Source organism: Thermostichus sp. OS-CIW-30 (assembly GCF_054060215.1).
On the sequence record NZ_JBSSCZ010000015.1, the window covers coordinates 1 to 21,045 of the forward strand.

Consider the following 21,045-nt stretch of genomic DNA (forward strand, 5'->3'; position numbering starts at 1 on the left):
AACTCTCTCTTCTGTCTGTAAAAAAGCCAATATCTTCTGCCATTTGTTTTCATCTAAAAAAACCAACTTCATCCTCTTTCCTCTATAAATTATTCCCTCTATCCTAACATAAGATCAACACGACCTAGGCTGGCTCGGAGTCGGGCAACACCTTCAACACCACCAGCGTTGTGTCGTCCACGGGCTCAGGCCGCAGGGAAATCTCGTCCTGCAACAGGAGCTCTGGATCCTCGGGCAGCCATAGGGGAAGAGGGTGGGATCCCCGGCGGCCTCGGAAGGCATCCATCTGCTCAAACAAGCTCTCCAAAATGTCTTCGGGGGAGTCGTAGCGACGGGCAGCGTACTGGATGGCGTCCATCAGCCCAGAGGTTTCCAAGCGCTCGCCGCGGGTGTTGGCTGTCTCCGTGTAGCCATCGGTGTAGTACACCACCACATCCCCGGGTTGCAGTTGCACGCAGCTTTCCGAGTAGTGGCTGTTTTCTTCCAAGCCGATCAGCGCCCCCTCTGTGTCCAGGGGTTGAATTTCTCGGGTGCGGGCCTGCCACCACAGGGTGGGGTTGTGGGCCGCGTTGCTGAAGCAGAGGCGATGGGAGCGGGGATCGTACTCCGAATAAAACAGGCTGATGAAGCGATTGGAGTTTTCCAGGTCACTGTACATGGCCCGGTTCAGATGTTGCAGAACACGGGCCGGCGAATGGCGGTTGAGGGCCTCCGCCCGCACCATGGCGCGGGTCATGGTCATCAACAGGCCGGCGGGCACCCCTTTGCCCATCACATCCCCAATGACGATGGCCAAGCGAAAGCCTGCCGTTTCTTCAGATGAGTCGGATGTTTCCAGGCGTTCGCCGGGAATCTTGATGAAGTCATAGTAGTCGCCCCCCACTTTGCTGGCCACCCGGCAACGGGCTGCCAAGCGAATCCCCTTGACTTGAGGGCACTCCCGAGGTAGCAGTTGGGTCTGGATGTAAGAGCCAATCTCCATTTCTTTTTCCAGGGCCATCTTGCGGCGCAAGGCTGCCGTCAAGCGGTCATTTTCGATGGCCACCCCTGCCTGATCGGCGACCAAGCGCAACAGTTGTTGGCGACGTTCATCCCAGTGGTAGCCAGGCTGACGGCTGAAGACGTACAAGCGACCCTGGACAGAGTTGCGAATCAGCAGCGGCGTGCCGAAAAGGCGTACATCCGGCCCCAAGCTCTGGCGGAACCGTTCGTCCAAGAGGTGTTCCAGGGCAGGGATCTTAACAGACAGGGATCCCTCCGTTTTGAGGATGGGCTCTTGAGCCGAGAGGGTCTGGGTAATTTGCTCCATCTCAGCCCGAATCTGCTCGCGGTGATTGAGATCGGAACAATGCAGTTGATCCAACTGGATGGTGCCGTTGGGATTGAACAAAACCAGGGCTCCGCCTTCGGCATCGGTCAGTTGGCTGGCCACAAAAGCCGTCAGCTCCAGGATCTGGTTCAAGTTGTTAAAAGAGCGCAGAGCAAAAGCCAGCCACGCCAGCAGATACTGCATCCGATGGTGTTCTCTCTCCAGTTCTGCCACCCGATCCGGCATTGCAGGGGCAGGCACAATGGCCGGCTTGACCTCCGGCAGCTCTCTATCATCGGACGCAACGGCACCTGAAGAGGTGGGATCCTCATCCTGGCCGGTCTGAGCTGAGCGCAAGTCCCCCGAATTGTCCGTGGGCGACAGCGACGGAGCATTGGGGGGGAGGGGATTTTTGCCCGAATCCTGGGCCAGCAAGGACTCTGACCACAAAGAATCTGACAGCCCGGCAGGGGGCTGCCCTAAAACGGCCTTTTGGGGGCTGTGATCATCCATCGGGAAGACTGGCGTTAATCCCTTGGAAACGTAACGAAACAGCTTAGCAAAAATATCACAAGCTTCATCACACTCATCCCTCACACCCAGCGATGCTGACGGGATCCCTGGCACAGCTCTCGGTAGAGCTGTTCCACCTGGCTGAGGTTGTGGCTGAGGGTATAGCGCTCCAGCACCCGCTGGCGGGCCTTCATCCCCAGCAGTTGGGTAAACTCCCGTTGATCCCGCAGCAAAGGCAGCAGCGTTTGCAGCTCTGCTGTCACCCGTGTCGGATCCAGCGGGATCCCGGCTCCATCGGCCAAAACCTCTCCATCAGCACCCACATCGGTGGCCACTGCTGCCAGCCCACAGGCCATCGCCTCCAACAGGGACAAAGAGAGCCCCTCGATTAAAGAGGGCAAAATAAACACATCGGCTCCTCGCAAGATCTCGATGCGTTGCTGCTCGTCGGCAATATAGCCCAGCCAGTGGATCCCATGTTGAAGGGTGTAGAAGGGCTTGAGGGTGTTGAGCAGCGGCCCATCCCCCACGATCAGCAGACCACACTTCTCCCCCATTTGGGCGTGTTTCCAAGCCTTGAGCAGGGCCTCCAGGTTTTTCTCCGGCGAAACCCGCCCCTGATAGACGAAGATCCGCTCCAGTCCCAACCGCTGTTTGAGGGTGGAGGGCCCAGGCGCATACTTGTCCACATCGACCCCATTGGGAATGACCACCACCTGTTGGGGGCGCACCCCCAGCTTGACCAAGATCTCCCGCTGCGTTTCCGAGAAGACGATGGTGCGGTGATAGTTGGCCAAACACGGTGCGTAGAGCTGGTAGGCCAAGTATTGGGTGCGAGAGGCGATGTTGCGCCGCCGTCGGTCGAAGGCAGGGTGGAAAGTAGCCACCAGCGGCTGGTTGAGCTCAGCGCAGATCTCCGGCAACACAAAGTCGATGGGAGAAATGGTCAAGGAGGCATGCACCAGATCCGGCTGCAATTCCTTGAGAGCCTGGGTGAGCAACCGCTTGGCGTTGGGGGCCGGGATCGTGTAAATCTGCGATTTGTACAGACAGGGGAGGGAAACGTCTCGACGATCCAGCTCCGCCCTCCAGCCTTCACCACCGGGATCCAGAGCGGGCGGTTGGCCCTCGTTGGTGAAGTGAAAAAAGCTCACTTGATGCCCTCGATCCAAAAGGCCGTTGGTCACCTCGCGGCTATAGGTGACGTTGCCACAGAAAGGTGTTTTTTTGCCTATCCAGGCGATGTGCATGGGCGGATCCCCGCGGAGCTAAAACGCTGAGCTGCAAAGGGAGTCTCGATGCTCAAGCCTCTACAAGAGTAGCAGAGTTAGCTCCTGCCTTGGCCCGTCCCCTCGGAAGAGGATATCCAACCTCGCGCTGCGGCAGGATTTACGAGACCTCTCTGCCCAATAGGCTCCAGGTGTACAGCCCCGCCAGCCCCGCCAGAACAGACAGGGCCACAAACATCCAGGGAAGGCCAAGGCGGGCTTCCGCCAATCCCGTGAACACCAGCGGCAAACTGAGGGCAATGTTGGCGGCGTTGTTCTGGAGCCCAAAGATCTTGCCTCGCAGATGGTCAGGCGTTTCCTCTTGGATCAAGGTTTGCATCGGCACCGCCACCAAAGCCCCCCCACAGCCCAACAGGGCAATCCAGCCCAAGCTGGGCAGCAACCAGTGGGTCGTCCAGGATAGGGCTGCCAGAGCCCCACAGAGCAGCAGGGATCCCAGGCCAACCCAGGCGCGGCGGCTCACCCGTCGGCCCGTATGGCCCACCCAAAAGGCGCCGATCCCCATGCCCAGGCCAGCAGCGGCCAACAACACCCCGAACTGATCCGGCTTCAGCTCTGCCATCACTTCAGCCATGCGCACCGCCAAAACTGCCAGCGCCGCAAACAGCGAGTAAAGCACCACCACCTGCACCAAGGCAGCTCGGATCAGGGGCATCTGGCTGACATATTGCAGGCCCAAGCGGAGATCTTCCCAGAGGTGAGGGACTTCCCAACGCCGGGGCTCCAGCTTCTCGTGGGGTTGCAGCAGCAATAGCAGGGATCCCGCCAAGAGGTAGGCTCCTCCCACCAACAGCTCCGGCCCCACTTCCCAGCCCGGCAACCAATGGCGTATCCAACGATCCGCCAGGGTTAACAGCGGCTCCCCCACGGCAAACCCGACGATCAGCGAAGCCATCATCGTGGTGGTGTACAGGGAGTTGGCCGCCAGCAACTCTCCTTTCGGCAGGATCAGGGGCAAAGTCGCCTGCTCGGCAGGAGCAAAAAACTGGGTTAGAACCGAGACGGCAAAGCTCACCAGCAACAGCCCCGCAAACCCCAAGGGGATCCCCGGCCAAAGGTCGCGCCCGGCAGTGAGCCAGAGCAGCGGCGGCAACAGCAGCACTAGGATCCCACGCCCCAGGTTGGAGAGCACCAACACCCCTTTTTTCAGCCAGCGATCCACAAATACCCCTGCCAGGCTGCCCAATAGCATCGCCGGCAGCGTAAAAGCCAGCATGATGGCCGAGACCCAACCGCTGATGGAAGCCCCTTCAGGTTGAAATTCGCGGGCAACCAAGCCGATCAGCAGCACCAATAACACCTTGTCCGCCAACTGCGAACACACCTGCCCCATCCACAGCAGCAGGAAATTGCGTCGGCGCAGCACGGCAAGAAAGTTTCTCAGGCCCGGCTCAGACAGACCTTGATCTTCCTTCTCTGCTTTTTGCCCCTTTTCGGGATCCTCAGGAGGTGGCTCCGGCAGGGGATCCCCAGGAGAACACTCCGGCGAGCTGAGGGCGGGGCTTGCTGTCGGCTCAGGCAAGAGAGCTTCTGACTTCAGCCCCCAAGTTGGCGTTGACGCAGGTGGGGGATTCTGGAGAGGGGAATTGGGGTGGCAGATCCCTGCCCCTCCCTCCGGCCAGCCCCATCGTTGCTCCAAAGTCATCATGCTCCCCAGGTGACCTGCCCATTTCCCCGACGTCGGCCCCACAACAGAATGGGATCCCGTCAGCAAACAAAAGTGGAAATGGGGTGCCCCGATCTTATCTTGGCCCGCCTTCCAATCCACCAACCCAAATCTTGGGAATCGGCAGGCCTAGCTTCCTGCGGCAGACAAGGAGCGCAAGGGATCCGGGATCGACTCGCTGGGAGCCACAAAGCTGCCCTTTTCCACAAAAGTCAGGCGCAGGCTCAGCCAACGAATAAAATCCGCGTTGGTGGATACCACTGCCCCCAGGGGCTCCTTCAACTTGTCCCGCAGGGGCTTTAACTCTGGAGCCTCCATGAAGGCCGGCTGCGGCACCCAGAAGAAATCGACAGGGTGATGGTGCTCCTCGCAGTATCGACGACGCTCCTCCAGCACCTCTTCCAGAGGCTCAGAACGTAAGAAAGACAGGCTGGCAACGACAAAATGATAGGTAGTCGGTTCGGCAGCAGACATAAGATTGCTGTGGAACTGTGTTGAGAATAAAGGCTAGAGCCGGGCGTCCACCGCTCCTTGCAGATCCTCTCCCTCAGAGAGAGGCAGATTTGAGCAGATGCGGAGCCGGATCGCGGGAGCTACACAGCGGCTGACAGTCTTCCAACTGCCGGAGAACGGGTAGCCGCGCCATGACTTCCTCAGGGGGCATGGAGTGTTCTGAAGCCTGCTTGAGGGTAGGTAGAGCCTGAGCTGCCCATTCCCGAGCCCAGGGAGCGGACTCAGGAGTTTCCTTCTCCTCCAACAGCTCTTGGCAAAGGGCAGTTGAGCGCTCCAAGTCACCACTGCCCTGATATGCCATGATCAGAGCTACACGAGCCAAAACGCATTCTTCCGGATCTGCCCTCGAGCCATTGCGCTCGCTCAGGCGGCGGGACAAACTCTCTTGTCTTTCTTGGATGGAACAGCAGTAGCAGAAGGACTCGAGAAGGTTGATCGCCTCCAGGTAGCGCTCCTGCTTGAGAGCAGTGATACCGGCGCGGAGGGATCCATGGGGGTGGGACATGAGCCTAAGTACAAGAAAAGAGTTCGGACGGACTTGCACCTGAAGGTTATCCAGTCAGTGGCCCGTCTTCTCATCCAAGGTTTCGTGTCTAAAACTACTATACACCCTCTGGACGAGTGACCGCCGATTTACTCTTCCTCTTAACTTGTGGAAAGGGCGCTCAACCCTTACGGGCTAGGGTGTAGGCGCTGACATAGTGAGTCTCCCGGCGCAGCACCGCACAGCCTGCCTGTTGCAGGCGCACCCCCAGATCGTCGTGGATGTAGTCGCGGTAGTAGGGTTCGTGGAAGGTTTGCATAAAGGCTTCCATCGTCTCCTTCAGCTCTGGCGAATCCAGCAGTTGCACCGAGTCGCAGATGACCACCACGCCCCCTGGCTTCACCACCCGACTCATCTCGTTGATGACATTTTGTCTGGCCGGGCCAGGCAGCTCATGAAAGAGAAAAACGCTGATGACGGCGTCAAAGGTGGCATCGGCATAGGGCATGGCCTCGGCGTTGGCGCGGATAAGCTGGGGCAGCTCCCCCGGCAGCTCCTGCAACAGTCGGTTGGCCTTGCGCAGATAGGCAGGAGAAAGATCCAGGCCATACAAAGCTGCTTTGGGCAGGGATCCCCGCAGTAGGCGCAGCATCCGCCCCGTGCCACAAGCTACATCGAGGATGTGGGGGCTGACCAAGGTGGGATCCAAGGCATCTTTGAGCAGGCGAATCACCCGACGGCGCATCGCGTCCGCTGTGCCCCCAAACAGCAGCTCCACCTGCAGGTCATAAAGCTCAGCCGAGCTGTCGCTCAGGTAGCCGTTGGTTTGGTAATGAAAATTTTGCAGGTAGTATTTCGGATAGCCCTCGGTGGAGATGTCTTGAGAAAACTCTTGGTAACGCTTGCTGTGAACCCGCCGAGTAATTTGCGGCAAATCCAACCACACCTGTGGGTAATAGCGGGCAAAGTCCAGCCAGGGGTTGTCGAACAGGAGCGCGTGCGGGTAGTACCCTGCCTCAGCATCTTGCCAGTCCGCTTGCAGGAGTTGTTCGTAACGGGCCCGCAACACCTGTAGCGTGTCAGCGCTCACCCGCACCTTGGCCCGCGGCGGCGGGGTCCTCCCGGAGGAGAAGCTTTGCAGATCCCTGAGCACGGAGAGCATCAGATCTGAAGCTTGGGTGGAGAGCGCTTTGTGGGCAAAGCCGAAGATGTTTTTGCCCCACTGAAAAGCGCGGTAGGCAGCTTCTCCGACTGGAGATGGGATCGGCAGCGACAGCTCAGGACTTAGTTGTAGGCTCATAACCCTGCAAGGTGCGAATGAAGAATGAAGGCTTAACGTTTGTTTACACTTAATTATAGCAAGGCGGCCACGCCGGGCCGGCAGCCGCTGGGCGCGGGGAAAACCTGGCGGAATTGGATCCCTGAGCACACCCCATCTGGCCAAGCAGGGGAGTACTCTAGTGGTGTCCTCAAAAGGATGTCCCCGATTGCCCTATGAGCTGGAGGAAGGGGCTGATCAGGTCGATTTGATAATGGGAAGAGGGAGCGCCTCAGCATGACAACCAAGACGGTGTTGGTCATTGACGATAGCATCATGATTCGCAAGATGGTGGCCAGCATCTTGGCCGATCAGTTCCAAGTGGTGGAGGCCAAAGACGGGTTGACAGGGCTGGAAGCGGCCAAAAAACATCACCCCGACCTGATCCTGCTGGATTTTGTCATGCCCAAGATGGATGGCTATGACACCTTGCAGGCCATCCGCCGCGAAGACAGTCTGAAAAATACTCCTATCATCATGATGTCGGGGCTGAAGGAACAGGTGACTGCCCGCATTCCTGAGCCCTTTGTCGATTTTGATTTCATCGAGAAACCGTTTGAGGCAGATGCCCTTTTGGCTCTTATCCAAAAGGTCCTCCAGGTTGCCCCTGCCGCTGCACCGGAGCCGGGATCCGAAACCAACACCCAACTGATTCTGAACCGGCTCACCGCCATCGAGACGCTGCTGATTCAAGGTACGGAAAACTTGATCCAGCGGGAGGTGGTGGCGCGGCTTTCTGGGATCAACCAACGCCTGGCGCGTCAGGAATCCCGCAGCAGCAATCTGGAGGCCCAGATCAGCAAGCTCGCCGGCGAAGTGGAGCGACATGCCCAGGGTTTGGCCTTGATCGTCAAGGAGCTGCGACAGATCCGTAAACTTCTAGGAGGATCCTGATGTCTGAGAGGGTTTTTGAGCGAGCTTATCGACACCTAGATGCGGTGACGGCTCTATTTGTGGCCGTGCTGCTGATTTCCAACATCGCCTCGACCAAGATCGTTCTTCTGGGGCCCTTTACCTTTGACGGGGGCACCATTCTCTTCCCCCTCAGCTATATCTTTGGCGACATCCTCACGGAGGTCTATGGCTATGCCCGCTCGCGACGGGTGATCTGGCTGGGATTTCTCTCGGCGGCCCTCATGTCGGTAACGTTCATGATCGTGGGATCCCTGCCTGCGGCCCCCGACTGGCCCTATCAAGAAGCCTACGACCAGATTCTGGGCCTGACGCCCCGCATTGTCCTGGCCAGCTTAATCGCCTATTGGGGAGGCAGCTTTGCCAACGCCTACGTACTGGCCCGCATGAAGGTGTGGACGCGGGGACGGTGGCTGTGGACACGCACCATCGGCTCTACCTTGGTGGGCCAAGCGGTGGACACGGGTCTGTTTGTCACTTTGGCTTTTTGGGGGGTGTTCCCTGGCCTGGACAGCTTAATACTCTCCAACTATGTATTCAAGTGTGCCGTTGAGGTGGCGTTTACGCCCCTGACCTATGCCATTACCGGCTGGCTAAAGCAGCAAGAACAAGAAGACTACTTCGATGTGGCAACCGACTTTAACCCCTTCCGCATCCAGCCTGTATCCAGGTGAGTCCATCAACTGCCCCAACGGATTTGGCTTTGAGAGGGATCCCATTTTGGTATAGTCAAAGCGTTATCCTTTCTATCCTGCTGCCGTCCGGTGTTGCCGGGAGCTTTTATCCAAGACAAGACTTTTGTGAGGGATCCGCAAGATGATGCTCGTTTTCCAAATTGCTTTGTTGGTGTTGGTGCTTTACAGCTTGCTCTTGGTGGTGGCGGTGCCAGTGCTCTACAGCTCAGCCAGCGACTGGAGCCGGGCCAAGAATGTGATTTTGGTGGGATCCCTGCTCTGGGTGCTGATGGTGATCGGGGTGGGGGTGCTGAGTTTCCTCAAGTGAAGCCGTAGAAGGGCGAGGGCCAATCCACCGAAGGTCACCTTGTGGTCGCAATCAGCGTTGCGTGGGAGCTGCACCGTGGGTGTGGCGGCCCAAAGTTTTTGTCTGGGATCCTGGACGAACTACGCACTTCCGCACCTCGATAAGCCTTAAGCTCTCTCGGTAGAGGGGATCCCATCCTCTACAATGGACGGCGAGGCGTCGGCCTTGCTTGCCATCGGTCAGGCTGTCTACAGGCCGCGCTAGTGAGCTTTGAAGGTGCTGAGGTGTTTCAACCAGCGGAGGTTTGGGTGTTGAGAGCAGTGATGAGAGCAGGGAAATGTTCGCAGGAACTTGGCCTTGCTCGGCGAGGAATGAGGCTGGCCTTGGCGGTTCTGGTGATGGGGAGCCTGGGATCCCTGGTGATGCCCCATTCTGCAGAGGCGCAGTCGGGTTTGGTGATCACCGGCAGTGAAGGGGTACCTGTCCTCAGCTATCGGCTCGATTTTGGCGGGGTTCGCAGTCGTTTGGATCGCTATCGCCTGACCATTCCCCCCCAGAATGTGGCGGTGGCAGAAGTGCAGATCAACGGGGACAGGAATTTCGATGGCCGCATCGATCCGGAAAGTGTCCGCCTGGAGGTAGAAGGCCGCCCTGTAGAGCTGGATCAAGTGTACTGGAACGAGGAGTTTCGCTCTCTAGAGGTGGTGGCCCGTCAACCCATTGCTGCCGGTCAGGAGATCCGTCTGGTGCTCTCCAATGTGCGCAACCCCTCGTCTGCCGGCATCTATCGGGTGGAGGCGCGGGTACGGGGTACGGAACCCAACCCCCTCTTCCGGAATGTGGGCAACTGGCTGATTACCATTGAAGACCCAGAGCGGATTGGCTTCTGATCTATTGACCCGATGATCTGACCTACTGTCGATCTTTGCGGCGATCCTATAGGCACAGCCCTTTTGCGGGTCTGGGACAGCGACACCCAAGTTCCCGGCCAGTTGGGGTGGGATCCCTCTCCAAGTGTTTGTTCGCCGTGGTATGGGCTGCTGGAAAAAGCCGGAGTTCTGAGTTTTTCTAAGAATGGGGATTGTGCAAATCCGGCAAGTTTGGGTGGGGGAGTGTTTACCTTGTTGCTTGCTGACACCTGGTATCCCAATTGGTGGCAGGCTCTAATTTTGGGCATGGTGCAAGGGATCACCGAATTTCTGCCCATTAGCAGCACGGCCCATCTGCGGGTGTTTCCGGCTTTGGTGGGGTGGCCGGATGCGGGAGCTTCGTTTACGGCGGTGATCCAGTTGGGCAGTTTGGGGGCGGTGCTGATCTACTTTGCCTCTGACCTGCGCCAGTTGATCCTCGGCTCTTGGAAGGCTTGGCGAGAACGAGATTTTCAGCAGGAGCCTTGGCGGCTGTCGGTCGGGATCCTGGTGGGAACAGTGCCAATTGTGGTTGCCGGCTGGGCCATCAAGGCCATTTGGGGATCCCCGCCCCGCCAGTTGTGGGTGATCGCCACCGCAGCCATTGGCTTGGCTGTGTTGTTGGGCTGGGCAGAGCAAACGGGCAAACGCCAGCGAGACCTTCACAGCTTAGGCATTTGGGATGGGATCTGGGTAGGGCTGGCCCAAGCTTTGTCCCTGATCCCTGGGGTGTCGCGCTCCGGCTCGACGCTGACGGCAGGGCTGTTTCTCCATTTGCAGCGCTCGGCTGCCGCTCGCTACTCCTTCTTGCTGGGGATCCCGGCATTATTTTTGGCGGGGGTTGTGGAGTTTATCTCCGAGTTCGAGGCAGAGGCCCTGCTGCCGCAGGGGTTGGGGACGCTTTCGGCCTTCGTCTTTTCCTACTTGTCTATCGATTGGCTAATTCAGTTTTTGCAGCGCAGCAGCACCTGGCTGTTCATTGTTTATCGGATTGGCTTTGGCTTGTTTATTATCTTGGGTTTAGCGCTGGGGTTCCTAAGACCCTAATCAAGCTCAGTCAACTACAATCCACGGGGATCCCTGAGGTGGTCACTCCTTTCTGGCTGCTTTTCCCACTGAGAAGATTGGCAAAATGGGATCCCTGCCTGAGGAGGTGGAAAGTCAGATTCGCGCGTTGCCAGTGGAACGCTTAGAAGAGCTGGGTCTAGCCTTGCTGGAGTTCCAGTCGTTGATTGACCTCACCACCTGGCTTGATGGATTCAGCCATTAAAGGTTCTCCCCTTCAAAAAAGGGCTCCGTATCATACGCTGACGAATCTAAAGATTGAGCCCGTGTGTTGCAGCGCACTTGCACTTTGTTGAAGCAGATGTTAGTTTCTGCTTGAGCATCAGGCTGCAAATCCAGTCTTGCTCTTGTCGGGTGATGAACGGTAGATCCTCCTGAGAGAGTTCCTTCTAGGGATCCCTGCCCTAATTTTGTGTTGCTTGTAGCTCCAATAGAAGGATTGCCGGATCCCTGTGGGGGTCACTTGTGCCACTTGAACTGCTAGAACCAAGGCGATTATGAACGGCCTCAGGATACTGCTTATGTTGATGCTCTCTTCTGTGTTGGTGTTGCTGTGTGGGTGCAGTGGCGGGGGAGGTTCTACCCCCAGTGCAGAAGAAGAGCCCAATCCTGATCCCACTACTGGATTTGTGCCAGAAAATCCGGGTGAGGATCCCTCTCCAGATATGATCCCGGTCGATGAACTGGATAGATTGTTTCCGAATTTGCCACCGGATCCAGGGGAGGCGGGCAAGCAAACTTTGGAGGGGATTGATGCCGATGGAGATGGCGTGCGTGATGATGTGCAGCGCTGGATTTACCGCCGGTATCCCAATGATGAGCTGAAGCGGAAGGCCATGCTGCGATACGCCAAAGCTTTACAGGCAAGCATCGTGAATGTTGACAGGGATAGTCGAGACCAGGTGCGTGCAAGAGTGCTTGATGGTTTCCGAGCAGAGCGATGTGCAAGATTGGCATTCGGCGGAGTTGATCAATTTGATCTCATTGATGAGGTTGCTGAGGCAGTAAGGGAAGTGCAATTTCAAATGCTTAACACTCAAGAAAGAGTCATTGCAGATTTAACAGTTGATGCCAAGTTCTCTGGACAAGTCGTTGGCGCAGAAGAATGGACATGTACTGACCCAATTCGCTAGATTAGTGAGGATAAATGGATGTTCGGTCGAAATACTGTTCGTCTTGTTGTTTTATTGTGCTGTTGCCTGTCTGTACTGATTCTCAAGTCTTGCTCATTACCAAACAGACCAAATATTCACTCAGTTATTTCTCCCAATTTCAGCTTCAATACCGCTGCACTTGTCCTCAAGTCTAAAATTTACTATATTAACGGACTGGCAACTGAAATACGTGACGCTGAGGATAATCGTGATAGAATCATTGCTGCCATTGGAGGAAATGAAGAGAATGTATTGATCCGACTCAAAGACAATATTGGGTTCGAGCAAGACATCGCAAACTATCGGCTTGCTTACAGCATGGCTTTGGGAGGAATAACTGCGTCTGGAAATGTAACTCAAGCAGCAGACAACCCAACCTTTCAAATCGTTGCATCCATTGCACTCAAGATTCGGGAAGCACTGCCAGAACTGTCAGACCCTCAAGCGTGGCAATATGCTCGTGTTCTTCTAAAAGCCCCAAATGCAAATGATATTCTAAGGCCACTATTGCAAAGGTTTAATGTCCAAGAAACTCTAATTAATCTTCTTGGTCAAACAATGCAGAAAAAAATGAATGGCCAGGCTATTCAGAGTGGTTCCGCAGAATCGGTGCATTTGAAGATGGGGTGATGCTGCTGAAAGGCACTCGGAGCTTTGATGCAGGGGTTGGAACCCGGAATGTGGGGGTTTTGAACAAAGTGAATGCCCAGGGCCAAGTCTCGACGTTTGTGGATGATCTCCCATTTGGGGCCTTCGGAAGAGGAACTGCAGAATACCTATCCAACCTCGTTCAGGTGGGCAATAGCGTCGTTTTCACCCGGTATAGCTTCCCGGTGATTATGGCTCGGCAAAGTCGGGATTGGCTGCGTTCCTGTTGTGGTCAGGAGTTGCTGCAGGTGGATGCCACAGGGCAAACCACTCAGGTGATGGATTTGAGTGCTTTTTTCCCGCCTGGGTTTTCGCTTATCTCGGATAACTCCGCAACCAAGCTCGTCGGGCAGGAGTATTATTTTCTGGCCAATAACCAAGGGAATCCGAGTATTCTCAAGGCCAATCCCAGTCAGGGGCTAGCGGTAGTGGTGGATGGGCGGGTGATACGAGAACAAAATGGTGGAGATTCTGTACCCATCCGGGATATTGACCTACAAGGAGCCAACTTAGTGGCTTTGTTGGGGCAGAGTCGTCTTTTGGAAGATGCAGAAGGGTCTTGGCGCAGTGGGTTGGCACGGGTGTCCCCTCAGGGATCCCTGAGTCCGATTTTCCGGATCCCGCAGGATTTTAGCTTGCAGCCGGAGAAGATAGTGGTGGAGGATGCGGGCTTTGGTTTGGTGGCCTGTCCAAGGCTTTCGAGTAACCAGCCAGAATTCTATTCCTGTGCCCTTTACCGGGTGACCCCTAGTGGAGGGTAGGAGCAAGCAGGAAGGCTTGGGCTATGACTTAGAGTATTTATTCACCCGCCTGCGACACGGTATGAACAACTTCCTCCTGTTGAAGAGCTTGCAGCGCCTGGGGCAAATGCTCCGCCAGCCGTGCCGGATCCACTCCCGTTAGGCCGCGTTCTTGCGCCAGATGGACAGCCGCCTGAGCATGCCACCACACCCCCGCACAGGCGCAACTGAGCAGGGCGGGAGCGTCCAAAGGTTGACCGGCTTGAGCTCTTCTTCGCGCCACTAGGCCCCCGATCAAACCGGTCAAGACATCGCCGCTGCCACCGCGGGCCAAAGCCGGTGTGCTTTCCGGGTTCACCCAGCATTCCCCAGTGGGAGAGGCGATCACCGTCCGCGCCCCTTTCAAAACCACCACTGCTCCACTCTGGGCTGCCGCCCTTTGGGCTGCCTCGATGCGATCCCCAAGCGGGATCCCCGGAAAAAGCCGCCGAAATTCCCCCAGGTGGGGGGTGAGGATGGCCTGGATCCCTTTTTCCTGAAGGCGCTCTACCCCCATCTCCGCCAGAGCATTCAGCCCATCCGCATCGATCACCCAGGGGATCCCGGCCCAATCCCGCAGCAGGATCTCCAGCAGGGGCAAACGGGTTTCTCCCAAGCCCGGCCCCACGGCCACCGCCTGAAAGGGTTTCTCGGCAACCGGCGGCAGAGAAGGGATCCCTTCCCAGGCATGAACCAAAACCTCTGGCAAGGCGCTGTGGATCAGTCCTTTCAACTCCGCCGGCGCCGCCATCGTCACCATGCCCACCCCGCTGGCGCGGGATCCCAGCCCCGCCAACACCGCTGCTCCAGCATAGGCTGCCGAGCCTGCCACCAACAACAGGGATCCCTGGCGGTATTTGTGGGTATCCAAAGGGGGATCCGCAGGAAAGTGCTGCCAAGGCCGCAGCAACAACCGGGGAACCTCATCCTCTGGGCAGGCCCAAGGGGGGATCCCAAAATCAACGCGATGTAACCGTCCTACCCAAGGCAGAGCTGCTTCCTGCCACAGCCCCCGTTTCCAAAGGCCAAGGGTATAGGTATGGCTGGCGCGAATGCAGCAGCCCCAGACTTCCCCGGTTTGGTCGTTGAGGCCAGACGGCAAATCCAGGCTAAGGATGGGGATCCCACTGCCATTGGCCCACCCCACCGCCCCCGCCCAAGGCTCCCCCAAAGGCCGGTTCAGACCGATCCCAAACAGGGCATCAATTAACAAATCGCAATCGGCCAGCTCTTCAAGACTCTCCACAAACTCTGCCCCCAGCGCCTTGAGATAGCGGGCGTGGTCTGCCGTCAGGGGTTTGAGATCCGGCTTGCCCAGCCACACCTTCACCGACTTTTGGGCCAGCCATAGCTCCCGCCCGACCACCAACCCATCGCCACCGTTGTGCCCTGTCCCACAGAGGATGCCAATGCGCTGGGCTTGCGGAAAATCCTTCTGCAACTGAGCAACAACGGCCAGCCCCACCTTCTCCATCAGAGCGGCAACGGGCATGCCGGCAGAGAAGATCTGCTCCTCAATGCGCTGCATCTGCGCGGAACTAACCAAGCTGATGGCCGGATCGAACTGGCAACGAGAACCCATATCGCTACGCAACGCTGTTGCAACCGGCGGCATTGCTGAGGGGAGATGGCTCATGGCTAAGTTGCGCTAATCGAGCTTAGCTCTATCACATTCCCATCCGGATCCCGGACAAACACAGCCGCCCGCCCGGAAGCGCTCGGTTGCACCTCATACCCTTCCTGCCGCAGGCGAGCCTTCACCGCTTCCAAGTCATCTACCCCCAGCGCCACATGGGGATTACGCCCCCACTTTGAGGATCCCGTTCCGCTTCGCTGCCGTGGATCCATCAGCTCCTCGGCCACGATTAAATGAATTTGGGAGGAACCTACTTGATACCAAGCGCCGGGAAAGTTAAACGCAAACCGTTCCACCTTGGGGATCCCAAGCACTGTCCCGTAAAAATGTTCGGCTCTGGCCAGATCGCTTACCCAAAGGGCGGTGTGCAGGTGCTGGTAGGTTGGCTTTCGTGGAGTAGTCATCGTCTTGGCGGCGGATCTTGACCCGAGGGCTTTGCAGGATCTGGTGCAAACAGGTTTATTTTCTCGCAACAGCCAGCCAAACCTGTGAGCTAAGGTGGAGCTAGCGCACCCGCGACAACCGTATCTTTGTTTTCGCACAGGGGTTGGCCCATGGGATCCCGCACCAAGTTTTTTGGCACGGTCTTGGCCATGCTGGCCGTGAACAGCATCTACATGCAGTTGCAGCAGCTTTCCCTGAGGCTGGAGGAAAGGGATCCCGCCCCCTCTGAGCAGTCTTCTCCAGAGCCTCAAAGCAGCCAGGACTCCGTCCTGCTTCCGCGAGCGGAACGGCTGGATCCCTGGCGTCGTGTTGCCCAAGTCTTGCAGGGTCTGTGGCCCGGCGATGCGAGCTTGAAAGGACTCCGTTCCGCCAACGCGAACGGGATCCTGTCGCCAGAGTCCACGTCCCCCCTGGAGCCTTGAGTGCCAAGCTGAGAGCATGACTCTAGTCAATAATAAGCTCAACTATACTGAAAATAATGTATAATATGTTCAGTACGGATTACTACCAGTTGATCTTTCTGTTTACTTTCGAGTCTGCCAACATGGTAGCCAAAGCAAAGCAGAAAATTGGTAGTAAGACGACACGGAAACTGCGCTTTGGGTATTCTACTCAAAGCTTTGCGGGATACCGCCATTCTGTTTGGACTCCGTCCCGCTAACGCGAATGGAAACAAACAGAATGCTATCGCTGCATAGTTGAACAGTGATGTTCAGCAGTGTTCAGCGTAAATGTATCAGGGGATATGACGCTTTGCAAAGGGGATCAAACCCCGTACCATAGAGGAGCAGGTTTCTCCGTTTCTCTGTTTTCAATCCCCAGGACTCACCATGGTGCAGCCGTCAGCGACCTCTGGGCAAAAGCCGATTGTGATCGCCCCTTCCATCCTTTCAGCCGATTTCAGCCGGTTGGGGGAGGAAGTGCGGGCAGTGGATGAGGCGGGGGCCGACTGGATCCATGTGGATGTGATGGATGGCCGCTTTGTGCCCAATATCACCATCGGCCCGTTGGTGGTGGAAGCCCTGCGCCCGGTGACGGCTAAGCCCCTGGACGTCCACCTGATGATCGTGGAGCCGGAGAACTATGTGGCGGATTTTGCCAAGGCAGGGGCCGACATTATTTCCGTGCACGCAGAGTCCAGCTCCACCATTCACCTGCACCGCACCCTCAGCCAAATCAAGGATCTGGGCAAGCAAGCGGGCGTGGTGCTCAATCCGGCCAGCCCTTTGGAGCTGATCCAATACGTGCTGGATCTGGTGGATCTGGTGTTGATCATGAGTGTCAACCCCGGATTTGGCGGGCAAAGCTTCATTCCGGCAGTGGTGCCCAAAATTCGCCAGTTGCGGGCCATGTGCGATGAGCGGGGCCTGGATCCCTGGATCGAGGTGGATGGCGGCATCAAAGCCAGCAACGCTTGGCAGGTGATTGAAGCAGGAGCCAACGCCATTGTGGCCGGTTCGGCAGTGTTCAAAGCCAAAGACTATGCCGAAGCCATTCGCAGCATTCGCAACAGCCGCCGTCCCGAGCTGGTGACAGTTTGATTTGAAGGAAATTGCTCCCTTCTAAAATCCAGCTTGGCCCTGGCGCTTTGCGCCGCTGACTTAATCTGGCCCCCCACTCCCGGCTCTTCGTCCACAGAGGGGGAATGGTTTTAGCCTCACAACCTTATTGCTACGCAACACTGTTGCAACTAGCGCATAGCCGCAGTCTCTTTCTGGGCAGCGTGAGGCGCCGTCCCGCTGTTGGCAGCAGTCGTGCCCAAGCAATGGGGAGGCCCATCGACGGAGGGTGGGATGATCGGCTGGGGCAAAGTGGGGCTGAAAAAAGTCTGACAAAAAGGCACGTGGTTGCGCCGAATATCGGCAAGGTAGGGAGGAGGAATGGTGCCCAAATAGGCGCCCAGCACCTGCTGCTCGGGATCCTCTGGCAACACTTGGTAATACAACATCAGGCGATTATCGGGAAACCAGGCGCGGATAAGCCTTTGCAGGGCCTTCAAGTTGAAGCCCGGCTCTTCAGGGTTGCGAATCAGGTGCATTCCCGCCAGGCGCCCGCCGACAAAATAGGCTTGCACATAAAACCCACGGGCATAGATGGGGGGCTCCAAGGAGTTCTGAGATGAAGGGGAATCGGGCAGGTAAAGGGCTTCACCCCCAGGACGCAGTTGCCAGCGGCTCCAGCGGGGATCCTCCCGGTCGCTAGAAAGGGTCTCCCAATTGTTGGCGCGGGCGTAGCTCAAGAAGCGCTCCTCGACCATGCCCAGATAGAGCATTTCCATTTGCAAGGGCAGCCGAGCCCGGGTTTGCAACAGGGGCAGAGTGCGCACTTCTCCCTGCTTGAGCACCAAGGTCTCCCCCCGCGCCGAGCAAGGGACACCTATGAGCATAGCCATCAGCAACCCTGTTCCAATTGCCCGTCCAATCTGGCTGAGGCCGCGCCTTGCGAACAGCTCTAGCCGGAGAGGTAAAAACTGCGCCACTGGCTGCGGCTGTGGCCCATTGCCCCTCAAAACCGTCGAAGCAGGAATGTAGGATGAGATCAGCACAGCAAAAAAGCAGGGTAGTAAGTAACCGATCCTAACCCAAAGAGACAAGGTTCTTCGAGAATCTTAATCTGGTCTCTGAGGAAAGTTGCTTGCCAGTCTGCCCTGCCGATGGTTTGGGTAGCGAATGCGCATTACCCTCGAGAATGGCATTCCCGCTGCAGCAGCTTCTGACCGGACAGAATGGCCGGGATTGATCGTCATTGCCGGCCCCACGGCCACCGGGAAATCTCGACAGGCACTGCTTTTGGCCCAACGGCTGGGATCCCCGTTGTTGAATGCGGACTCTCGCCAGGTCTACCGCGAGTTCGACATCGGCACAGCCAAGCCTACCCCCGCCGAGCAGGCCCTTTGGCCCCACGAGTTGATCGACATTGTTGATCCCTGCCACACCTACACGGTGGCTGAGTTTCAGCAGGCGGCCCAAGCCCGCATCGCCGAGGCCCATCGGCAGGGACAGACTCCCATCTTGGTGGGGGGCACCGGTCTCTACATCCAATCGGTGACTGCTGGCCTAGGGATCCCTGCTGTACCCCCGCAGCCCCAACTGAGAAGACAACTGGAAACTTGGCCCCCTGAGATCCGCTACGCCTGGCTGCAGCAGTTGGATCCCGTTGCCGCCCAGCACATTCATCCCCATGACGCAGTGCGCACGCTGCGGGCTTTGGAGATCGTTTACACCACCGGGAAGCCGGCTTCCAGCCTACGGCAGGCCCATCCCCCCCACTACCCTATCTTGATCTTGGGTCTGAGCTGCCCAATGCCCCGTTTGGAACAACGCATTGCCCGGCGCACGGCGGAGATGATGGAGCGGGGGTGGATCGAGGAGGTGAAAACCCTGCGGGAGCGCTACGGGCCAGACTTACCCCTCTTGCAGACCTTGGGCTATGCGGAGATCGGCGCTTACCTGGAGGGGCGGATCCCGGAAGCCGAGCTGCAGCCCCTGATTGTGCGGCGCACCCGCCAATTTGCCAAGCGGCAGATGACCTGGTTCCGGGCCCTGCCAGGGATCCAGTGGCTGGACTGCGAAGCTGAGGATTTGCCGGAGCAGATCTGGAAGCAGGTCAAGGCTTGGATGGCAGCTCCGACCACTGTTGAAACCAGTCCCGCCGCCGCTGAGCATCGGCTTTTCGATCCGTAAGGATCTCCAACACCCGCACCCCTTGGGCAGGTAAGGGATCCAGAGCTTCGGCCAGCTCCTGCCAGCTTTCCACTCGGCGATGGGGAATGTGGTGGGCCTGACAGAGCAGGGCAAAATCCACCGCCTGGGGCGTGGCGAAATAGGGCTCGAAGGGTGGGCCCACCTCAGCGATGGGCAGCAGCTCAAAAATCCCACCCCCCTGGTTGTTGATGAGGAGAATGGTCAGGGATCCCCGCACCTGTTGGCCGAGCCGTAGGCCACTGCTGTCGTGGAGAAAGGCCAGATCCCCGGTCAGCAGCACCGTTGGGCGTTTGTGAGAGCCGTGGGCCACCCCAAGGGCGGTAGAGAGAAGGCCATCGATGCCGTTGGTGCCGCGGTTGAAGTAGGGCCGGATGCGGCGGTCGTTGGGGGGCCAAAACCACTCCACATCCCGCACCGGCGTGCTGTTGGCAATGAATAGCGGCGTCTCTGGCGGCAGGTGGCGGGCCAGCCACCAGGCTATCCTACCCTCAAACCACTCCGGCAGGTCAGCCATAGCCTGGTCTAAGGCGGTCCGGATTTGCGCTTCGGCTGTCAGCCAGCCCTGCAGAAAAGTTGTTTGCTTGGCCGGTGCTTCTGGGATCCCGGCGACCCACTCCTCTACGGCGAAAGGCAAGTGGGTGGTGGGGTTGTGCAGGGGATCCCCATTGTCGGGACGGGGATCCAACCGCCAAACGCGGGGAGCAACCTTGGCCAGGGTTTGCCGCAGCGCTTTGCTGGTGGGCAGGGATCCCAGTTGGATGACTTGCTGCGGCCAAAGCTGGGGATCATCCCGCTGCAGGATGAGGTCGTAGGTGGTGATGAGATAGGGGTTGAGGGAAGCGTAGTTCCGCAGGGGAGAAAGCCCCTCCGCCAGCACCGGCCAGCCCAAAGCCGTCGCCAAACGGGCCACTGCCTCCACATAACGCTGGGGATCCGCCGGTTGAGCCGGCCCCGCCAAGATCACCCCCCGCTCACAGCCGCGCCACTCCTGCCAAAAAGAAGCTGTCTCCGTCTGCAGAGGGCTCCGCACCGCCTGCAAGGAAGAGCCGGTGCATGGCGGAACAACTCCACGAAAAAAGGTCTTCTCAAACTCCGGATCTTCCTGCAAATGAATCAAAGGCGCAGTGCTGCCGTCAGCAATGGGAGCCAGGGGATCCCGGAAGGGCACATTCAAATGCACAGGGCCGGGGAAGGGGTAAAGGGTGCGCTCCCAGGCGTGCACTAGGGTTTGGCGCAGGTAGGCCAGGGCTTCTGGAGCCGCGCTGGGCACGGCCAATTCCGCCTGCCAGTTGGGGTAATGGCCGTAGAGCTTCACTTGGTCAATTGCTTGGCCGGCGCGACAGTGGCGCAGCTCTGGAGGCCGATCCGCCGTCAGGATCAACAGGGGAAAGCCACTTTCGGCTGCCTCAAGGAGAGCCGGGAAAAAGTGGGCGGCAGCACTGCCAGAAGTACACACCAGGGGGATGGGCTGCCGGGTTTGCTGGGCCAACCCCAGAGCAAAAAAGGCTGCCGACCGCTCATCCAGCACGGGAATTGCCTCGATGTCGGGGTGCTGGGCCAGCGCGTAGGTCAGGGGTGCTGAGCGGGATCCCGGAGACACCACCGCTAAACGGCAACCCAGCCGACTCAAGGTTTCGGCCAATAGGGATCCCCAGAGGGTGTTGAGGTTGCGCCAGTCCAGCCGCCTTGGCAGGACAAAGTTTTCAGCAGTCACATTTCAGC

General features: G+C 57.9%; 22 protein-coding genes. 12 read left to right on the forward strand and 10 right to left on the reverse strand.

The window, feature by feature from the left end; translation table 11 throughout:
• Positions 1-124: 124 nt before the first annotated feature.
• From ACVWZF_RS07640 to ACVWZF_RS07665, 6 genes are all read right to left on the reverse strand, one after another.
• Positions 125-1,822, reverse strand: coding sequence for a PP2C family protein-serine/threonine phosphatase (locus tag ACVWZF_RS07640; RefSeq protein ID WP_238376753.1), 1,698 nt, complete (start codon positions 1,820-1,822; stop codon positions 125-127).
• A gap of 80 nt (positions 1,823-1,902) precedes the next feature.
• Complete coding sequence (locus tag ACVWZF_RS07645; RefSeq protein ID WP_011433651.1) at positions 1,903-3,072, reverse strand: glycosyltransferase family 4 protein; 1,170 nt, start codon at positions 3,070-3,072, stop codon at positions 1,903-1,905.
• Between the two features lie 139 nt (positions 3,073-3,211).
• The gene (locus ACVWZF_RS07650) at positions 3,212-4,879 is read right to left on the reverse strand and encodes an MFS transporter (protein ID WP_238376752.1); all 1,668 of its coding nucleotides are present in this window, start codon (positions 4,877-4,879) and stop codon (positions 3,212-3,214) included.
• A 27-nt stretch (positions 4,880-4,906) separates the two neighbouring features.
• Positions 4,907-5,251 (reverse strand): MgPME-cyclase complex family protein, encoded by a 345-nt coding sequence (locus tag ACVWZF_RS07655; RefSeq protein WP_011433649.1) that lies wholly within the window; start codon positions 5,249-5,251, stop codon positions 4,907-4,909.
• 73 nt (positions 5,252-5,324) lie between these two features.
• Positions 5,325-5,795 carry a hypothetical protein gene (locus ACVWZF_RS07660; RefSeq protein WP_011433648.1) on the reverse strand — a complete coding sequence of 157 codons (471 nt, stop codon included), beginning with the start codon at positions 5,793-5,795 and terminating at the stop codon, positions 5,325-5,327.
• 160 nt (positions 5,796-5,955) lie between these two features.
• Positions 5,956-7,074, reverse strand: coding sequence for a class I SAM-dependent methyltransferase (locus tag ACVWZF_RS07665; protein ID WP_011433647.1), 1,119 nt, complete (start codon positions 7,072-7,074; stop codon positions 5,956-5,958).
• Positions 7,075-7,329: 255 nt separating this feature from the next.
• On the opposite strand from ACVWZF_RS07665, the gene ACVWZF_RS07670 reads away from it, so the two are divergent.
• From ACVWZF_RS07670 to ACVWZF_RS07710, 9 genes are all read left to right on the forward strand, one after another.
• Positions 7,330-7,986 (forward strand): response regulator, encoded by a 657-nt coding sequence (locus ACVWZF_RS07670; RefSeq protein WP_011433646.1) that lies wholly within the window; start codon positions 7,330-7,332, stop codon positions 7,984-7,986.
• On the forward strand, positions 7,986-8,678 hold the full coding sequence (locus ACVWZF_RS07675; protein WP_457411219.1) for a queuosine precursor transporter: 693 nt from the start codon (positions 7,986-7,988) through the stop codon (positions 8,676-8,678). The genes ACVWZF_RS07670 and ACVWZF_RS07675 overlap by 1 nt, the downstream gene beginning before the upstream one ends.
• Positions 8,679-8,820: 142 nt before the next feature.
• A complete protein-coding gene (psbZ, locus tag ACVWZF_RS07680; protein WP_011433643.1) occupies positions 8,821-9,006 on the forward strand; it encodes a photosystem II reaction center protein PsbZ in 186 nt (61 codons plus the stop codon).
• Between the two features lie 350 nt (positions 9,007-9,356).
• Complete coding sequence (locus ACVWZF_RS07685; protein WP_238376751.1) at positions 9,357-9,875, forward strand: DUF2808 domain-containing protein; 519 nt, start codon at positions 9,357-9,359, stop codon at positions 9,873-9,875.
• A gap of 222 nt (positions 9,876-10,097) precedes the next feature.
• A complete protein-coding gene (locus ACVWZF_RS07690; RefSeq protein WP_457411220.1) occupies positions 10,098-10,940 on the forward strand; it encodes an undecaprenyl-diphosphate phosphatase in 843 nt (280 codons plus the stop codon).
• Positions 10,941-11,025: 85 nt separating this feature from the next.
• Positions 11,026-11,163: a DUF4351 domain-containing protein gene (locus ACVWZF_RS07695; protein ID WP_011433640.1), complete on the forward strand. Its 138-nt coding sequence runs from the start codon at positions 11,026-11,028 to the stop codon at positions 11,161-11,163.
• 316 nt (positions 11,164-11,479) lie between these two features.
• Positions 11,480-12,091: a hypothetical protein gene (locus tag ACVWZF_RS07700; RefSeq protein ID WP_041436645.1), complete on the forward strand. Its 612-nt coding sequence runs from the start codon at positions 11,480-11,482 to the stop codon at positions 12,089-12,091.
• Between the two features lie 18 nt (positions 12,092-12,109).
• Positions 12,110-12,742, forward strand: a complete 633-nt coding sequence (locus ACVWZF_RS07705; protein ID WP_041436643.1) for a hypothetical protein — start codon at positions 12,110-12,112, stop codon at positions 12,740-12,742.
• A complete protein-coding gene (locus tag ACVWZF_RS07710; protein WP_011433638.1) occupies positions 12,742-13,521 on the forward strand; it encodes a hypothetical protein in 780 nt (259 codons plus the stop codon). Before ACVWZF_RS07705 ends, ACVWZF_RS07710 begins: the two co-directional genes overlap by 1 nt.
• Before the next feature lie 37 nt (positions 13,522-13,558).
• Here ACVWZF_RS07710 and ACVWZF_RS07715 read toward each other — a convergent pair whose 3' ends face one another.
• Positions 13,559-15,121: an NAD(P)H-hydrate dehydratase gene (locus ACVWZF_RS07715; protein WP_457411221.1), complete on the reverse strand. Its 1,563-nt coding sequence runs from the start codon at positions 15,119-15,121 to the stop codon at positions 13,559-13,561.
• A 56-nt stretch (positions 15,122-15,177) separates the two neighbouring features.
• Entirely contained in the window at positions 15,178-15,579 is a 402-nt protein-coding gene (locus ACVWZF_RS07720; protein WP_457411223.1) for a VOC family protein, read from the reverse strand.
• 150 nt (positions 15,580-15,729) lie between these two features.
• Between ACVWZF_RS07720 and ACVWZF_RS07725 the strand changes: the two genes are divergently transcribed.
• Positions 15,730-16,041: a hypothetical protein gene (locus ACVWZF_RS07725; RefSeq protein ID WP_457411225.1), complete on the forward strand. Its 312-nt coding sequence runs from the start codon at positions 15,730-15,732 to the stop codon at positions 16,039-16,041.
• 408 nt (positions 16,042-16,449) lie between these two features.
• Positions 16,450-17,160, forward strand: a complete 711-nt coding sequence (gene rpe, locus ACVWZF_RS07730; protein WP_011433633.1) for a ribulose-phosphate 3-epimerase — start codon at positions 16,450-16,452, stop codon at positions 17,158-17,160.
• Positions 17,161-17,309: 149 nt separating this feature from the next.
• Here the strand turns inward: rpe and ACVWZF_RS07735 are convergent, their stop codons facing one another.
• Positions 17,310-18,164, reverse strand: coding sequence for a hypothetical protein (locus ACVWZF_RS07735; RefSeq protein WP_457411226.1), 855 nt, complete (start codon positions 18,162-18,164; stop codon positions 17,310-17,312).
• Between the two features lie 124 nt (positions 18,165-18,288).
• Between ACVWZF_RS07735 and miaA the strand changes: the two genes are divergently transcribed.
• Complete coding sequence (gene miaA / locus ACVWZF_RS07740; protein WP_457411227.1) at positions 18,289-19,302, forward strand: tRNA (adenosine(37)-N6)-dimethylallyltransferase MiaA; 1,014 nt, start codon at positions 18,289-18,291, stop codon at positions 19,300-19,302.
• Here miaA and menD read toward each other — a convergent pair.
• The gene (gene menD, locus ACVWZF_RS07745) at positions 19,226-21,037 is read right to left on the reverse strand and encodes a 2-succinyl-5-enolpyruvyl-6-hydroxy-3-cyclohexene-1-carboxylic-acid synthase (protein WP_457411229.1); all 1,812 of its coding nucleotides are present in this window, start codon (positions 21,035-21,037) and stop codon (positions 19,226-19,228) included. The two genes, miaA and menD, sit on opposite strands and share 77 nt — an antisense overlap.
• Positions 21,038-21,045: the final 8 nt, after the last annotated feature.

What these genes read in the sequence shown, in the direction of transcription:
- ACVWZF_RS07660 (WP_011433648.1), bottom strand. Translation starts at nt 5,795, where the DNA reads ATGTCCCACCCCCATGGATCCCTCCGCGCCGGTATCACTGCTCTCAAG.
- ACVWZF_RS07670 (WP_011433646.1), top strand. Translation starts at nt 7,330, where the DNA reads ATGACAACCAAGACGGTGTTGGTCATTGACGATAGCATCATGATTCGC.
- ACVWZF_RS07715 (WP_457411221.1), bottom strand. Translation starts at nt 15,121, where the DNA reads ATGGGTTCTCGTTGCCAGTTCGATCCGGCCATCAGCTTGGTTAGTTCC.
- ACVWZF_RS07640 (WP_238376753.1), bottom strand. Translation starts at nt 1,822, where the DNA reads ATGGATGATCACAGCCCCCAAAAGGCCGTTTTAGGGCAGCCCCCTGCC.
- ACVWZF_RS07700 (WP_041436645.1), top strand. Translation starts at nt 11,480, where the DNA reads ATGTTGATGCTCTCTTCTGTGTTGGTGTTGCTGTGTGGGTGCAGTGGC.
- rpe (WP_011433633.1), top strand. Translation starts at nt 16,450, where the DNA reads ATGGTGCAGCCGTCAGCGACCTCTGGGCAAAAGCCGATTGTGATCGCC.
- ACVWZF_RS07710 (WP_011433638.1), top strand. Translation starts at nt 12,742, where the DNA reads ATGCTGCTGAAAGGCACTCGGAGCTTTGATGCAGGGGTTGGAACCCGG.
- ACVWZF_RS07685 (WP_238376751.1), top strand. Translation starts at nt 9,357, where the DNA reads ATGAGGCTGGCCTTGGCGGTTCTGGTGATGGGGAGCCTGGGATCCCTG.
- ACVWZF_RS07665 (WP_011433647.1), bottom strand. Translation starts at nt 7,074, where the DNA reads ATGAGCCTACAACTAAGTCCTGAGCTGTCGCTGCCGATCCCATCTCCA.
- psbZ (WP_011433643.1), top strand. Translation starts at nt 8,821, where the DNA reads ATGATGCTCGTTTTCCAAATTGCTTTGTTGGTGTTGGTGCTTTACAGC.
- ACVWZF_RS07695 (WP_011433640.1), top strand. Translation starts at nt 11,026, where the DNA reads ATGGGATCCCTGCCTGAGGAGGTGGAAAGTCAGATTCGCGCGTTGCCA.
- miaA (WP_457411227.1), top strand. Translation starts at nt 18,289, where the DNA reads ATGCGCATTACCCTCGAGAATGGCATTCCCGCTGCAGCAGCTTCTGAC.
- ACVWZF_RS07705 (WP_041436643.1), top strand. Translation starts at nt 12,110, where the DNA reads ATGTTCGGTCGAAATACTGTTCGTCTTGTTGTTTTATTGTGCTGTTGC.
- ACVWZF_RS07645 (WP_011433651.1), bottom strand. Translation starts at nt 3,072, where the DNA reads ATGCACATCGCCTGGATAGGCAAAAAAACACCTTTCTGTGGCAACGTC.
- ACVWZF_RS07675 (WP_457411219.1), top strand. Translation starts at nt 7,986, where the DNA reads ATGTCTGAGAGGGTTTTTGAGCGAGCTTATCGACACCTAGATGCGGTG.
- ACVWZF_RS07720 (WP_457411223.1), bottom strand. Translation starts at nt 15,579, where the DNA reads ATGACTACTCCACGAAAGCCAACCTACCAGCACCTGCACACCGCCCTT.
- ACVWZF_RS07655 (WP_011433649.1), bottom strand. Translation starts at nt 5,251, where the DNA reads ATGTCTGCTGCCGAACCGACTACCTATCATTTTGTCGTTGCCAGCCTG.
- ACVWZF_RS07725 (WP_457411225.1), top strand. Translation starts at nt 15,730, where the DNA reads ATGGGATCCCGCACCAAGTTTTTTGGCACGGTCTTGGCCATGCTGGCC.